General features: G+C 66.9%; 14 protein-coding genes and 1 pseudogene. 7 read left to right on the forward strand and 8 right to left on the reverse strand.

The window, feature by feature from the left end:
• A partial coding sequence (locus WA965_RS28515) for an acyl-CoA dehydrogenase family protein (RefSeq protein WP_526448271.1) occupies positions 1-583 on the reverse strand: 583 nt, incomplete at its 3' end.
• Between the two features lie 169 nt (positions 584-752).
• Between WA965_RS28515 and WA965_RS28520 the strand changes: the two genes are divergently transcribed.
• Entirely contained in the window at positions 753-1976 is a 1224-nt protein-coding gene (locus WA965_RS28520) for an alpha/beta hydrolase (protein ID WP_526299366.1), read from the forward strand.
• Positions 1977-2001: 25 nt separating this feature from the next.
• On the forward strand, positions 2002-3420 hold the full coding sequence (locus WA965_RS28525; protein WP_526299364.1) for a WS/DGAT/MGAT family O-acyltransferase: 1419 nt from the start codon (positions 2002-2004) through the stop codon (positions 3418-3420).
• A 14-nt stretch (positions 3421-3434) separates the two neighbouring features.
• Here the strand turns inward: WA965_RS28525 and WA965_RS28530 are convergent, their stop codons facing one another.
• Complete coding sequence (locus WA965_RS28530; RefSeq protein ID WP_526299362.1) at positions 3435-3824, reverse strand: type II toxin-antitoxin system VapC family toxin; 390 nt, start codon at positions 3822-3824, stop codon at positions 3435-3437.
• Positions 3821-4048: a type II toxin-antitoxin system Phd/YefM family antitoxin gene (locus tag WA965_RS28535; protein ID WP_526299360.1), complete on the reverse strand. Its 228-nt coding sequence runs from the start codon at positions 4046-4048 to the stop codon at positions 3821-3823. The genes WA965_RS28530 and WA965_RS28535 overlap by 4 nt, the downstream gene beginning before the upstream one ends.
• A gap of 210 nt (positions 4049-4258) precedes the next feature.
• Between WA965_RS28535 and WA965_RS28540 the strand changes: the two genes are divergently transcribed.
• On the forward strand, positions 4259-4981 hold the full coding sequence (locus tag WA965_RS28540) for a flavodoxin family protein (RefSeq protein WP_526299358.1): 723 nt from the start codon (positions 4259-4261) through the stop codon (positions 4979-4981).
• 7 nt (positions 4982-4988) lie between these two features.
• Here the strand turns inward: WA965_RS28540 and WA965_RS28545 are convergent, their stop codons facing one another.
• From WA965_RS28545 to WA965_RS28555, 3 genes are read right to left on the reverse strand one after another with little or no spacing between them, the layout of a single operon-like run.
• Positions 4989-6245, reverse strand: a complete 1257-nt coding sequence (locus WA965_RS28545) for an alpha/beta hydrolase (RefSeq protein WP_526299356.1) — start codon at positions 6243-6245, stop codon at positions 4989-4991.
• 7 nt (positions 6246-6252) lie between these two features.
• The gene (gene fadD12 / locus WA965_RS28550; RefSeq protein WP_526299354.1) at positions 6253-7887 is read right to left on the reverse strand and encodes an acyl-CoA ligase FadD12; all 1635 of its coding nucleotides are present in this window, start codon (positions 7885-7887) and stop codon (positions 6253-6255) included.
• A 4-nt stretch (positions 7888-7891) separates the two neighbouring features.
• Positions 7892-8701: a 1-acyl-sn-glycerol-3-phosphate acyltransferase gene (locus WA965_RS28555; protein WP_526299352.1), complete on the reverse strand. Its 810-nt coding sequence runs from the start codon at positions 8699-8701 to the stop codon at positions 7892-7894.
• A gap of 147 nt (positions 8702-8848) precedes the next feature.
• On the opposite strand from WA965_RS28555, the gene WA965_RS28560 reads away from it, so the two are divergent.
• The 4 genes and pseudogenes from WA965_RS28560 to WA965_RS28575 all read left to right on the forward strand — a co-directional run bounded on the left by WA965_RS28560 (position 8849) and on the right by WA965_RS28575 (position 13109).
• Positions 8849-9676: an arylamine N-acetyltransferase family protein gene (locus WA965_RS28560; protein WP_526299350.1), complete on the forward strand. Its 828-nt coding sequence runs from the start codon at positions 8849-8851 to the stop codon at positions 9674-9676.
• A gap of 68 nt (positions 9677-9744) precedes the next feature.
• Positions 9745-10674: a helix-turn-helix transcriptional regulator gene (locus WA965_RS28565; protein ID WP_526299348.1), complete on the forward strand. Its 930-nt coding sequence runs from the start codon at positions 9745-9747 to the stop codon at positions 10672-10674.
• A gap of 1 nt (position 10675) precedes the next feature.
• Positions 10676-11197 (forward strand): dihydrofolate reductase family protein, encoded by a 522-nt coding sequence (locus WA965_RS28570; protein WP_526299346.1) that lies wholly within the window; start codon positions 10676-10678, stop codon positions 11195-11197.
• 75 nt (positions 11198-11272) lie between these two features.
• Positions 11273-13109 (forward strand): annotated as a pseudogene (locus WA965_RS28575) (acyl-CoA dehydrogenase C-terminal domain-containing protein).
• 64 nt (positions 13110-13173) lie between these two features.
• Here WA965_RS28575 and WA965_RS28580 read toward each other — a convergent pair.
• Positions 13174-13422 (reverse strand): hypothetical protein, encoded by a 249-nt coding sequence (locus WA965_RS28580; RefSeq protein ID WP_526299344.1) that lies wholly within the window; start codon positions 13420-13422, stop codon positions 13174-13176.
• Positions 13423-13528: 106 nt separating this feature from the next.
• The coding region (locus WA965_RS28585; protein ID WP_526448272.1) for a phosphotransferase at positions 13529-14368 on the reverse strand (840 nt) is incomplete at its 5' end.

Raw genomic sequence — 14368 nt, forward strand, 5'->3', positions numbered from 1 at the left:
CCACCGACCCGGTGCTGCGGGTGGTGTCCAGCGGCTCGAGCGCGGTGACGGTGACGCCCTCGGCGCCGGCATCGACGATCACCACGTCATCGCCCGCGGTCAGGACCAGGACGTCGGCATCGGGTGCGCCCAGCACCGCGGAACTCTCCCCGGTGACGACCAGGTCGGAACTCACCGACAGCGATCCCGACACGCCCAGCGCACCCACGGCCTCGCCTGTGGCGAGGGCGGGAAGTAGTTGGGTACGAAGGGATTCCGCAGCGCAGCGGTCGACGACCACCGCTGCGGACACGCTGGGCAGGAACGGGCCCGGGGACAGTTGGCGGCCCTGGCATTCGAGCACCACCGCCAGCTCGGCCAGCCCGAATCCCGAGCCGCCGAAGTCCTCGCCGATGGCCAGCCCGATCCATCCGAGTTCTTTTGCCGCCGACCAGATCTCGGATGGATGTGACGACCCGCCTTCGAGTGACGCCCGAGCCGTGGCCAGGGTGTGCAACCGGGTGAGTTGGCCGGACACCGCCTCGGCGAGATCCTGGTGGTCGTCGGAGATGGCAAGCGCTGACGCGCGCACGGTGCTGCCCATGGGTGAGCCTCTGTCCTCGGTTCTTGACGGTCGTCAAGTCAAGCTATCGCGCGACCGCCGCCGCACGTCAAATGTGAGCCACATCACAGGCAGATGACACTTTCGGCCTGAGTAGACAACTTCGCCCAGATTGTCGTTTCGTTTCCGGTCAGCGGGGTACGCTCGCGCAATGACGGAACGACCGGATATCCGGTATCCCGGCCCGACCCTCACCACCCGCCTGCAATGGTTGCTGAAAGCCGGTCCTTCCGACCACTTGCTGGCCATGAGCGTCGCATCCGCGTCGCTCCCGGTGATCGGAAAGCACCTCGAGCCGTTGGGCGCGCTGACAGCGGGGCTCATCTGGGGGGCTCGGCACGCCCCGGATTTCCTCGGTGCCACCGCCAGATCGCTGTTCACCCCCAGCGACGCCGAACTCAAACGCCAGGAACGCGAAAGCACCAACGCGGTCTCCGAGGCCGCCCTCCGCGGAGTCGTCTCCGCCAAGGATCTCGAGATCGAATGGCCGGAGCCCGAGAGCACCCCGCCGGTGTGGAAGATGCGCGAACATCGCCGCAATGTGCACCGGACCTCGGTGCGGTACGGACCGCGGCCCACGCAGTTGCTCGACGTCTGGCGCCGCGACGACCTGCCCGCCGAGCCCGCGCCGGTGATGATCTTCCTGCCGGGCGGCGCCTGGGTACACGGCAGCCGCTTCCTACAGGGCTACGCGCTGATGTCCCATCTGGCCGAGCAGGGCTGGGTGTGTCTGTCCATCGACTACCGGGTCGCGCCGCACAACCCCTGGCCGGCCCACATCATGGACGTCAAGGCCGCCATCGCCTGGGCGCGGGCCAACGTCGACAAGTTCGGCGGTGACCGCAACTTCGTGACCGTGGCGGGAACCTCGGCCGGCGGGCATCTCGCTGCGCTGGCAGGTCTGACGGCCAACGATCCCGAGTTCCAGGGTGAACTGCCCGAAGGGTCGGACACCTCGGTCGACGCCGTGGTCGGTATCTACGGGCGCTACGACTGGGAGGACAAGTCCACCGTCGAGCGGGTCAGGTTCGTCGACTTCCTCGAGCGGGTGGTCGTCGGCCGCAAGATCGCCAAGCATCCGGACCTGTTCCGCAAGGCCTCCCCGATCGCGCGGGTGCATCCCCAGGCGCCGCCGTTCCTGGTCATGCACGGCACCGGTGACAGCGTCATCCCGGTGGCGCAGGCCCGCAGTTTCGTCGACCGTCTCAAAGAGGTCTCCCGGTCGGTGGTGGGTTACGTCGAACTGCCCGGAGCAGGGCACGGCTTCGACATGATCGACGGCGCTCGAACGGGACCTGCCGCGACGGCAATCGGCTTGTTCCTCAACCATATTCACCGAAACAGAAGTCTCATCGGGGCCAAAGAGGTTATATAGACGCCTCCGGGCAGGAGGGGTTGGCGTGAAGAGGCTTCGTGGGTGGGACGCTGTGCTGTTGTACAGCGAAACCCCCAATGTGCATATGCACACGTTGAAGTTGGCGGTGATCCAACTCGACGATCTCGGTGACGCGAAGTTCGGCGTCGAGGAACTGCGCAAGGTCATCCACGGTCGGCTGCACAAGCTCGACCCGTTCCGTTTCGAGCTGATCGACATCCCGTTCAAGTTCCACCACCCCATGTGGCGGGAGAACGCCGAGGTCGACCTCGAATATCACGTACGGCCCTACCGGGTCGACGCCCCCGGTGGCCGCCGGCAACTCGACGAAGCGGTGGGCCGGATCGCCAGCACCCCGCTGGATCGCAGCCGTCCGCTGTGGGAGATGTATCTGATCGAGGGCCTGGCCAACGGACGGATCGCGGTGCTCGGCAAGATCCACCACGCGCTGGCCGACGGTGTCGCCTCGGCGAACCTGCTCGCTCGCGGCATGGACCTGCAGGATGGTCCCGCGACGGATCGCGACTCCTACGCCACCGATCCGGCTCCGTCCAAAGGCGAACTGGTGCGGACGGCGTTCACCGATCACCTGCGGCAGATCGGCAAATTCCCCTCCGTGGTGCGCTACACCGCCCAGGGGGTTAGCCGGGTGCGGAAGAGCCCGCACAAACTGTCGCCCGAGCTGACGAGACCGTTCACGCCGCCACCGTCGTTCATGAACCACATGGTCGACGCCACGCGGCGGTACGCCACTGCCACCCTGTCGCTGGACGACGTCAAGAAGACCGGCAAACACCTGGGCGTCACCATCAACGACATGGTGTTGTCGCTGTCGGCGGGCGCACTTCGAAAGTTGTTGCTGCGCTATGACAATCGTGCAGACCATCCGTTGCTGGCCTCGGTTCCGGTGAGCTTCGACTTCTCGGCGGACCGCATCTTCGGAAATTACTTCACCGGGGTGCTGGTCAGCCTGCCCGTCGACGTCGAGGATCCACTGGAGCGGGTGCGCGCCGCCCACGACGCCGCCGCGGCCGGCAAGGAGAGCAACAACCTACTCGGACCGGAACTGGTCAGTCGGTGGTCGGCGTACTTCCCGCCCGCACCGGCCGAAGCGATGTTCCGCTGGTTGTCGAACAAGGACGGCCAGAACAAGGTGATGAACCTGCCGATCTCCAACGTGCCGGGACCCAGGGAACGCGCCCGTGTCGGTGGCGCGTTGGTCACCGAGATCTACTCGGTCGGTCCGTTGACGGCGGGCAGCGGACTCAACATCACGGTGTGGAGCTATGTCGACCAGTTGAACATCTCGGTGCTCTCCGACGGCAGGACGCTCGAGGATCCGCACGAGCTGACCGACGCGATGGTCGAGGCCTTCGTCGAGATCCGCGCTGCTGCAGGGTTTTCTGAGGAGCTGACGGTCGTCGAGACCGCCATGGCGCCGTAGGCGGTTCGCTCGGGTCAGGTCTGCAGGGTCGGGGTCATCGCGGCCTCGAGGATCTTCTCGTCGCGGGTCGCGATGGTGAGACTGCGCCGCACCGCCTGCGCGACGATCACCCGGTCGAACGGGTCCTTGTGCTCCCAGCGGAGTCGGCCCGCGAGGATCGCATCCGCGGACTCGATGGGCAACTCGGTGGTGTTCATGTCGGAGAGGACGTCGGTCCATGCCGACAAGAGTGCTTCGCCATCGAGGCGGCCGAGCCGTGTCTTGATAGCGATTTCCCAGGCCGACGCCGCTGTGACCCACAGGCTTGTGTTCGGGTCGGCGAGCACGGCCAAGGCCGCCGCGTCCACTTCGGACGGTGTGCTCACCAGCCACAGCAGCGTGTGCGTGTCCAAGAGGACGTTCACGAGTCGGCACCCTCCCAACGCGCGAGTTCCGATTCCGGTAGGGGAGCGTCGAAATCACGGGGAACGACCAGATGTGGCAACTGACCGAATGTGCGCGGCACAGGCTGGACCGGCACCAACTTGGCGACCGGGCGGCCATGATTGGTGATCGTCACGGCGCGACCCGTGCGTTCGACTTCGGCCAGTAGCGCGTTGAGGCGGTTCTTGGCCTCTGTGCTTGTCACGATTGATTCCACGCAATTGAGGCTACTCCCATTTACGCTAGTCGAGCTAGCGTGATTAGCGTGAGGGCTACGGTCGGGTGCCGCAGCACGCCGGTATCACGGCACAGGGCGGCTGTCCGCACAGCGATACCGCCCTAGCTGGGGAAACCGTTCTCTTCGCTACCGTTGATGCCGCACACGTGAACCAACGCCGCCGGAGAAGGAGTCGCCATGACCACACCGCCCACCGATCCCGATTTCACAGGGCTCAAGGCCATGTACATCAACTGCACGTTGAAACGATCGCCGGAGTTGAGCAACACACAGGGACTGGTGGACCGCAGTGTGGCGCTGATGCGCAAGAACGGAGTCGAGGTCGACCAGATCCGGGCGGTCGATCACGACATCGCCGTGGGTGTCCGGCCGGATATGACGGAGTACGGCTGGGCCACCGACGAATGGCCCGCCTTGCTGCAGCGGGTGCTGGCGGCGGACATTCTCGTTCTGGCCGGGCCGGTGTGGCTCGGCGACAACAGTTCGGTGATGCGCCATGTGATCGAGCGACTGTACGGCTACTCCGGTGTCCTCAATGACAAGGGTCAGTACGCGTACTACGGCCGAGTCGGCGGGTGTCTGCTCACCGGAAACGAAGACGGTGTGAAGCACTGCGCGATGAGCATCCTCTACAGCCTCCAGCACCTCGGATACACGGTACCGCCACAGGCGGATGCGGGTTTTATGGGCGAGGCGGGTCCGGGGCCGTCGTATCTGGACGAAGGATCAGGTGGGCCGGAGAACGACTTCGTCAATCGAAATACCACGTTCTTGACGTACAACCTGATGCACATGGCCAAGATTCTCAAGGGTGCGGGCGGGTTCCCCGCGTACGGAAATCAGCGCTCAGAATGGGAAGCCGGCTGCGACTTCGGATACGACAACCCCGAATATCGCTGACGACCGCTCAGCCGGCCGCCGCTTCGACCGGGGCGACCTTGCGCTCGGTCTGCACCCAGTACAGGAACTCCTCGACGGCCTGGGCGGTGTAATGCGCTCGCGGCGATCCGTAGTAGAAGTCGAAAGCGTGCTGTGCGTGCGGGATCTCGGCGTACACCACCGGCGACGTCGACACCTCACGCAGCGCTTCGGCGAACTCGCGGCCCTCGGGCACCGGGATGATCGAGTCGTCCTGGCCGTGCAGGATGAAAAACGGTGGGGCGTCGGCGCGCAGTCGGTGGCTGGGTGAGGCGTCGACATAGACCTGCCGGTTGGCGGCGAACGGCTTCTTGACCACGAACTTCTGCAGGAAGCCGATGAATTCCTTGCGGCCGCTGCCCTTCCCGGACACCCAGTCGTAGCGTCCGTAGATGGGGACGGCGGCCACCACGGAGGTGTCGGCGTCTTCGAAGCCCGGTTGGTACTGGGGGTCGTCGGCGGTGAGCGCAGCCAGTGCCGACAGGTGCCCGCCCGCGGAACCCCCGGTGATCGCCACGAACTCGGGGTCCCCGCCGTACTCGGCGATGTGCTCTTTGATCCAGGCCAGCGCGCGCTTGACGTCCACGATGTGGTCGGGCCAGGTGTTGCGGGGGCTGACCCGGTAGTCGATCGACACACAGATCCACCCGTGCTCCGCGAGATGGCTGAGCAGCGGGTAGGCCTGCGGTTTGCGCATGCCGATCGACCACGCGCCACCCGGAACCTGCAGCAGCACAGGTGCTTTGCCGTCACGGGGCAGGTCGGACCGACGCCAGATGTCGGCCTGGTTGGTGGCTCGGTGCGGCCCGTATTGAATGGTGCCGGCCTTCTCGACGTAGCGGCGCCTGACCAGTTCGTTGGGCCACACCCCGACGACGCGGCGCCGCGCGGGCCTCGCCTTCTCGGCGATGGCCTGGTAGTCCTCGCCGAGCGCTTCTCGCAGCGGGTCCTCGAAATGCGGTTGCGCGGCCACGTTGCGGCGGTGGATCAGGTAGAGCAGACCCCACGTGACCCCGGTCAGCAGCAGCGCAACACGTCCGCGCCGGCCGCGGAAATCGCCACGGATACCGCGGCGTATCGCGTCGAGCATCGAACCCGCCATGTACAGCGGCGACATCTCCGACGTCGGCCACCCGAACGCGAACACCGGGATCGTCGGGTAGCCCTCGCGGGCCAGCGGTTGCACGCCGTTGGCGGCGTTCGCCAACTCGACGAGGGCGCGCAGCAGTGGTCGTCGTTTAGCCATTACGTCTCTATGCCCTTCCGGCCCGGTCCTGTAACTCCCTACGGGAGATCTTGCCGGTGATGCTGCGGGGGAGTTCGTCGAGGACCGTGATGGCACGCGGCACCTTGTAGCCCGCCAAGTTCTCGCGGACGTGTTCTTTGAGCGCATCCGGCGTCGCCGACGCGTCGGCAGTGAGCACGACGAACGCCTCCAGACGCTGCCCGAACTTCTCGTCGTCGACGCCCAGCACGGTGGCTTCGGCCACGTCGGGGTGGTTGACCAACGTCTTCTCCACCTCGATCGGATAGACGTTCTCGCCGCCGGAGACGATCATCTCGTCGTCGCGGCCCACCACGACCAAGCGGCCGGCGCCGTCGACATAGCCGACATCACCCGAGGACATGAAGCCCTCGTGGAAGTCTTTCGTGGTGCCGGAGGTGTAGCCGTCGAACTGGGTGGAGTTACGGACATAGATCCCGCCCACCTCACCGGTGGGCACCTCGTTCAGGTCACCGTCGAGGATTCGGATCTCGGTGCCCTCGGCGGGTTTCCCCGCGGTGTCGGGGGCGGCCCGCAGATCGCCGGGGGTGGCGGTGGCGATCATGCCGGCTTCGGTGGCGTTGTAGTTGTTGTAGATGACATCGCCGAAGCGGTCCATGAACGAGATCACCACATCGGGGCGCATCCGCGAACCCGACGCGGACGCGAAGCGCAACGAGCGGCCGCTGTACTTGTCGAGAACGTCGTCGGGTAGGTCCATGATGCGGTCGAACATCACCGGCACGACGCACAGGCCGGTGGCCCGGTGCCGATCGACCAGGTCCAGGGTGGCCTCCGGGTCGAACTTGCGGCGGGTGATGATCGTGCACGCCATCGACGCCGCGAACGCGAGCTGCGAGAAACCCCAGGCGTGGAACATCGGCGCGACGATGACGACGGGCTGCTCAGCGCGCCAGGGGGTTCGGTCCAGGATGGCCTTGAGCACGCTCGGGTCGCCGCCAGAGTGGCTTGCGCCCTTTGGCGTTCCGGTGGTCCCCGAGGTCAGCAGGATCGTCCGACTCTTCCGGGCGGCGCGTCTCGGCGTCTCGCCGTCGTGGGCGGTGATCATCTGCTCGACGGTCAACGGATGTTCCGGGGTGTCCGTCCACGCGACGATGCGGGTGGTCTCGGGGCGCTCGGCCAGCGCCCGGTCCACCGTCTCGGTGAACTCCTCGTCGTAGACGACCGCCACCGTCTTGCCGTCGCCCTCGCGCTGCAGCACCTCGGCCAGGGCGGGTCCGGCGAAAGAGGTGTTCAGCAGCAGCACGTCGGCGCCGATCCGGTTGGCGGCGATCAGCGCGTCGACGAATCCGCGGTGGTTGCGGGCCATCAGTCCGAGGACCTCGGGTTGGCCATCGGGTAGCGCCTGCAGACCGGTGGCCAGCGCGTCGGCGCGGGTGTCGATCTGCCGCCAGGTCAGGGTGCCGAGTTCGTCGACCAGGCCGGCCCGGTCACCACAGCGTTGGGCGGCACCGGCGAATCCCGAGGTGATGGCCATGTTCTCGCGCTGCATCGCCGCGCCGATACGCAGGTACTTGTCGGGGCGCATCGGTGCGATGATGCCGGCGCGCACCATCGTCGACAGCAGACCCAGTGGTTTGGTCAGCGGATCGGTGAGTGCCATGTGCTCAGCCCAGCACCGGGATGCGGCGCTCCTTGGCCAACTCGTCGAGGGCGCGCTGCATCACCCGCCGGACATGGGCGTCGACCTCGTCGATGTCGGGGTTCTCGCCGAACTCCTCGGTGATGTGGATCGGCGGCAGTGCCTTCATGGTGATCTTGGCCGGCAGCGGCACGTTGACCGGCAGGACCACGGACAGGCCGAACGGGAACCCGAACGACACCGGCACGATCTTGGCGCGGAACAGCCGGGCGATCGGGCCCAGCGCTTTGGCCACGTCGGTGCCCCGGGTCAGGAACAGCTGGCTTTCCTGGCCGCCGATCCCGACCGTCGGCACGATCGGGACTCCCGCGTTGAGCGCGGCCTTGACGTAACCGGTGCGCCCGTCGAAGTCGATCTTGTTCGCGCTCAACGACGGCCGGTAGACGTCGTAGTCGCCGCCCGGGAACACGACGACGACGCCGCCGGACCGCAACGCCTCGTCGGCGTTCTTGTGGTTCGCGGGGATGAAACCGGCCTTCTTGAAGAACGCCCCGGTGGGTCCGACCATCAGCATGTCGTGGCTGAGCGTGTACACCGGCCGGTCGAAGCCGAACTCCTCGTAGAAGCCGCTGGCGAACACCGGGACGTCCATCGGGAACAGGCCGCCGGAGTGGTTGGCCACCACCAGGGCGCCGCCTGCCGGGAACGTGTCGAGGCCGCGCACCTCCGCGCGGTGCCAGCCTTTGAGGAACGGTTTGAGCAGGCCCATGACCCGCTCGGTGAGCACCGGATCCCACTTCGTGATCTCGGACGGGTCGATATCGGTCGAGCTCACGACGGCCCCCTGCACAACTGACGTAGCGGATTGGAACGTGTTCTAGTTTTTCGAGTGTACCCAGTGCTCTGGGACCGAACGATCCAGCACGGTCGGCAACTCCGTCAAGCTTGACCTGAAGTGGGGTTGAGGTCAGACGATTGCTGCATGGCCACTGACCTGACCGCCTACTTCGCCCGCATCGGCCACGCCGGCGGAGTTGAGCCCACCTTGGAGACCCTGCGTGAGGTGATGGCCGCGCACAACAGGTCCATCCCGTTCGAGAACCTCGACCCGCTGTTGGGCGTGCCGGTCGCCGATCTGTCCGCAGACGCCCTCACCGACAAGTTGGTGCACCGGCGACGCGGCGGTTACTGCTACGAGCACAACGGGCTGCTGGGCTACGTCCTGGAGGAGTTGGGCTACGACGTGCTCCGCCTGGCGGGGCGCGTGGTCTGGATGCACGCCGACGACACGCTTCCCGCGCAGACCCACCAGGTGCTGTCGGTCCGCCTGCCCGACGGGGACGGTCCCTACCTCGTCGACGTCGGTTTCGGCGGCCAGACGCTGACGTCCCCGATCCGACTCGAGGCGGGTCCGGTGCAACAGACCCGTCACGAGCCGTACCGGTTGCTCGAGCACGCCGAGGGCTTCGAACTCCAGGCCGAGGTCCGCGGCGCATGGCAGCCGCTCTACCTGCTCAGCCCGCACCCCCGGCCGCGCATCGACCTCGAGGTGGGGAGTTGGTACGTGTCCACCCACCCCGCGTCGGGGTTTGTCGTCGGCTTGTCGACAGCCCTGGTGACCGACGACGCGCGGTGGAACCTGCGGGGGCGCCACCTCGCCGTGCACCGTGCCGCCGGGACGGAGAAGACCCGGTTGGACACCGCCGCGGAGGTGCTCGACGTTCTTGCCGGCCGGTTCGGCATCGACCTGTCGGACCTCGGTGATCCCGCCGATGTCGAGGCCCGGGTGAGCGAGGTCCTCGACACCTGAGCCAGCATCGGCAGCACAGCAGGAAAAGTCATGTCCCTCGCGGGATCGGCCGACGATACTCGGACACCGTGACCGATCCACCCCGCCGCGACCGGCTCCGTGAGTTGCTCGACGCGGTCACCGACGCCTCCAACAGCGATGTGAGCGACATGGCACGCAGTAGCCATGCCTCCGAGTTCCACTTCTCGCGTGAGGTCCGCAGGCTGACCGGAGAGTCCCCGGCGGCGCTGCGCCGCCGCGTCATGCTGGAGCGGGCAGCCTGGCGCCTGCAGAGAGGCGAGCCGGTGTCCGCGGTCGCGGCCGAGGAGGGCTGGTCGTCGGCGGAGGTGTTCTCCCGGGCGTTCCGCCGCACCTACGGGCTGCCGCCCTCACAGGCCGGCGACGTGCACTTTCGGTTACCCGCGCCCAATGGCCTGCATTTTCATCCTCCGCAGTCGTTGTGGCTGGACAGCACACCGGATGAGGCGGACGCCGCTGGTGCGCCGGATGTCTCGCTGCTGATGGTGGCCCACGATCTCGACGACACCACCCATCTGCTCATGCAGGCGGCGCAGCTGACCCCGCAGCAGTGGGTTGCCGAAGTGGCACCACGGCAGACGGTCCTGGAATGGGATGGGCCCGAACCCAGTGTCGGGGCCGTGCTGGGCGCCCTGGTGTGGACCAAGGAGGTCTGGCTGGCGACGATCGCGGGTGACGACTTCCCGGGGCGCACGGCGACCCAGCCGGACCTCGTCACCGCCGACGCGCTCGCCGGTCACCACGACGAGATCGCCAAGCGTTGGCGGGCAATGGTTTCCGAGCACACAGCGGCCGGGCGGCTCGGCGACACCGTGATCGATGCGCTGTGCGACCCGCCGGAGTCCTTCCAGCTGTACGGAATCGTCGCGCACGTACTCACCTATTCGGCACACCGCCGAGAACTGGCGCGCGGCATGCTCGCCGGCCACGGCGTGCCCACCCGCCGCGGCGACCCATTGGACTGGATGAGAGGAAACTGACATGGCATGCGTCTACTACACCGCGTCCAGCCTGGACGGCTACATCGTCGACGAGAACGCGAGCCTGGACTGGCTCACCTCCCGTGACATCGATTCCGGCGGGCCGTTCGCCATCGAGCCGTTCCTGGAAACCATTGGCGCACTGGTGATGGGGGCCGACACCTACGAGTGGATCGTGGCCAACCATCCGGGTGAGTGGATGTATCCGCAGCCGTCCTGGGTGGTGACGCACCGGGCCGGGATCGTCGCCGACGGGCACCCGGTGCGCACGTTCGACGGTGATGTTCGCGGCCTCCACCCGACGCTGGTCTCCGCCGCGGACGGCAAGGACATCTGGGTGGTCGGGGGCGGTAACCTCGCCGGTCAGTTCGCCGCGGCCGGACTGATCGACGACATGATCGTGTCCTTCGCTCCGTGCACCCTGGGTGCCGGATCACCCGTGCTTCCGATGCGGTCGGAGTGGACGCTGGTCGAGTCCGCGCGCAACGCCGACTTCGTCTGTGCCCGCTGGCATCGGGCCTGACGGGCGCCGTCCTGTCGTAGGCTGTCAGCAAACTCGCCACAGCGGTGACACCTCGAGCGGGACGGAAGGCGCAGCATGGGCCACTACAAGAGCAATGTCCGCGACCTCGAGTTCAACCTGTTCGAGATGCTCGCTCTGGAGAAAGTGCTGGCGGCGGGCACGTTCGGCGACCTCGACTGCGAGTCGGTGCGCCAGATGCTCGGCGAGGCCTCGAAACTGGCCGAGGGGCCGCTGGCGGAAGCCTTCGCCGAGACCGACCGCAAGCCGCCGACATTCGACCCGGCCACCCACGTCGTCAGCATCCCCGAGCCGTTCAAGAAGGTGTACCGGGCCTGGCACGACGGGGACTGGTTCCGCGTCGGGATGGCCGAGGACATCGGCGGGGTGCCCGCGCCGTCAATGGTGGAGTGGGCGATCAACGAGTTCGTCCTCGGTGCTCAGCCCGCGGTGTTCCTGTACTCGGCCGGTCCGAAGATGGCCGACATCATCAACGCCATCGGCAATGAGCAGCAGCGGCATTGGGCGTCGTTGATGATCGAGCGCACCTGGGGCGCGACGATGGTGCTCACCGAACCCGACGCCGGATCCGATGTGGGCGCGGGCCGCACCAAGGCGATACCGCAGCCTGACGGCACCTGGCACCTCGACGGGGTGAAGCGGTTCATCACCAACGGTGACACCGACGACATGTTCGAGAACATCGTGCACGTGGTGCTGGCGCGGCCGGAGGGTGCGGGTCCGGGAACCAAGGGCCTCAGCCTGTTCCTGGTACCGAAGTACCACTTCGATCCGGAGACCGGTGCACCCGGCGAGCGCAACGGCGTCTTCGTCACCGGCCTCGAGCACAAGATGGGGTTGAAGGCCTCCGCCACGTGCGAACTCACGTTCGGTCAGCATGGCACCCCGGCGGTCGGGTGGCTCGTCGACGACACCCACAACGGCATCGCCCAGATGTTCAAGGTGATCGAGTACGCGCGAATGATGGTGGGGACCAAGGCGATTCGCCACGCTGTCGACTGGATACCTCAACGCGCTGGACTATGCGAAGACCCGGGTCCAGGGTGCGGACATGACGCAGATGACCGACAAGGCCGCGCCCCGTGTCTCGATCATCCACCACCCGGACGTGCGCCGGGCGCTGCTCACACAGAAGGCCTACGCCGAGGGTCTGCGCGCGCTGTATCTCTACACCGCGGCGCACCAGGACCCGGTCGCGGCCGACATCGTCTCCGGTGCGGACGCCGCGATGGCCGGCCGGGTCAACGACCTGCTGCTGCCGATCGTCAAGGGCGTCGGTTCGGAGCGCGCCTACCAGTGCCTGACCGAGTCGCTGCAGACCCTCGGCGGCTCGGGGTTCCTGCAGGACTACCCGATCGAGCAGTACATCCGCGACGCCAAGATCGACTCGCTCTACGAAGGCACCACCGCGATCCAGGCCCAGGATTTCTTCTTCCGCAAGATCGCCCGGGACCAGGGCGGTGCGCTGATGCACGTCGTGACCCAGATACGTCAGTTCCTCGACAACGGTGCGGCCCGTTCGGAATTGGCCGAAGCGCGCACTCTGTTGGCGACTGCCGTCGCCGATGTGCAGCAGATGGTCGCAGCGATGACCAAGTTCCTGGTCGACTCGCAGTCCAATCCCCGCGAGTTGTACCGGCTCGGCCTGGAATCCGTGCCGTTCCTGCTGGCGGTCGGTGATCTGCTCCTCGGCTGGCTGCTGCTGCAGCAGGCCGAGGTGGCGCTGGCGGCCCTGGACGGCGACATCAGCGACCGTGACGCCCACTTCTACCGCGGGAAGGTGGCGACGGCGACGTTCTTCGCCAAGAACGTCCTGCCCAGGCTGACGGCGCAGAGCACGATCCTGCAGGCTGTCGACCTCACTGCCATGGAGATGTCCGAAGACGCGTTCTGAATGGCCACCTGCACAGGCCGACGCCCACACCGGGGGCACAGTGTGGGCGTCGGGTCGGGGCAAGCTAGTCCCAGGTGTCGTCCCAGCTGTCCTCCCACGAGTTGTCCCAGGTGTCGTCCCACGAGTCGTCCATCGCGGTGACGAACTCGTCGGTGCTGTCGAGGACCCAATCAAACGTCGGTGCTTCGATGCCGCTGTGCACCGCGGGGGGTGAGGCCGGGGTCGCGGCTCCGGCGGCGCCGGCACCGACCAGACCGAGCCCGGTCATCGCGGCTCCGACGGTGACGACCTTCCAAACGGGCGGACGGGTCATGATGTTTCCTTCCTTGGTTGACGTACGTGGCGAAGGGTCTTCGGTGACCCACGTTCAGCATCGCGAGTCCAGATGAGTCCACCGGGAGTGGCGAATGAGTGATCTCTCATCCGGTCAGCCATCGACGGGCCTGCGTCAGGCGGGCGGCGGTCTGCGTCGGCCAGTGGGGATGCTGGACGCGGAACGGTCCGGTCGCCAGGCCGAGCAACACGGCCGAGACCCGCGCGCGTAGCCGGGAGGCATCGGTGCGGCGCTCCGCGTGCTGTTGAATGGCGGCGCAATACTGTTGTGCCGAAACATTTCTCGAGACAGCCAGGTGGCCGATCAGGGTGGCCCACTCGTCGTCGCGCTGACCTGCGCCTGCCGTATCGACATCGAGCAGGCCGGTGACGGTGCCGCCGGCGGCGAGCAGTTGTCCCTCGTGGAAGTCGCCGTGGACCGCGACCGGCTGGCTGTCCCCGGCGTCCACATTCTGCAGGTCCTGTGCCAGAGAATATGCTGCGCAGCGCAATTCGCCGTTGCCGATGTGAGCGATCATGGCCGCGAAGTCTGAGGTCTGCGCCAGCGGTGAAACCCTCTGGGGCAGAGCGGCAACCGCGGGGGATAAGCCGTCGAGTAGGTTCTCCAGCGCCTCCGCCGAAGGTGGTTCCGCACCCGCGGCGATCAGCGTGCGGACCGGGCTGCCCGGAGCCACCGGCAAGATCACCGCACCGTTCGAGGTGTGGCCGAGCACCGGCATCACGGGTGTCTGCGGACTCATCAGACGGTGGCGTTCGAGCAGACCGTCGAGCGCGGCGGGGCGCACCACCTTGACGAACCAGCGCTGCCCACCCGGGGAAGACACCTCGACCACCGCGCGCCGGCCGGGCCGGTAGGCGCGGAGCGCAACGGTCACCGATGTCGCCGTCGTCAGACCGTGTCGACGCAGTTCCGCGCAGACCCGCCG

Origin of the sequence: Mycobacterium sp., assembly GCF_049683935.1 — a bacterium.
Taxonomy (GTDB): domain Bacteria; phylum Actinomycetota; class Actinomycetes; order Mycobacteriales; family Mycobacteriaceae; genus Mycobacterium.

Coding starts and splice junctions, on each gene's coding strand:
- WA965_RS28520 (WP_526299366.1), top strand. CDS start 753: ATGACGGAACGACCGGATATCCGGTATCCCGGCCCGACCCTCACCACC.
- WA965_RS28540 (WP_526299358.1), top strand. CDS start 4,259: ATGACCACACCGCCCACCGATCCCGATTTCACAGGGCTCAAGGCCATG.
- WA965_RS28545 (WP_526299356.1), bottom strand. CDS start 6,245: ATGGCTAAACGACGACCACTGCTGCGCGCCCTCGTCGAGTTGGCGAAC.
- fadD12 (WP_526299354.1), bottom strand. CDS start 7,887: ATGGCACTCACCGATCCGCTGACCAAACCACTGGGTCTGCTGTCGACG.
- WA965_RS28560 (WP_526299350.1), top strand. CDS start 8,849: ATGGCCACTGACCTGACCGCCTACTTCGCCCGCATCGGCCACGCCGGC.
- WA965_RS28570 (WP_526299346.1), top strand. CDS start 10,676: ATGGCATGCGTCTACTACACCGCGTCCAGCCTGGACGGCTACATCGTC.
- WA965_RS28580 (WP_526299344.1), bottom strand. CDS start 13,422: ATGACCCGTCCGCCCGTTTGGAAGGTCGTCACCGTCGGAGCCGCGATG.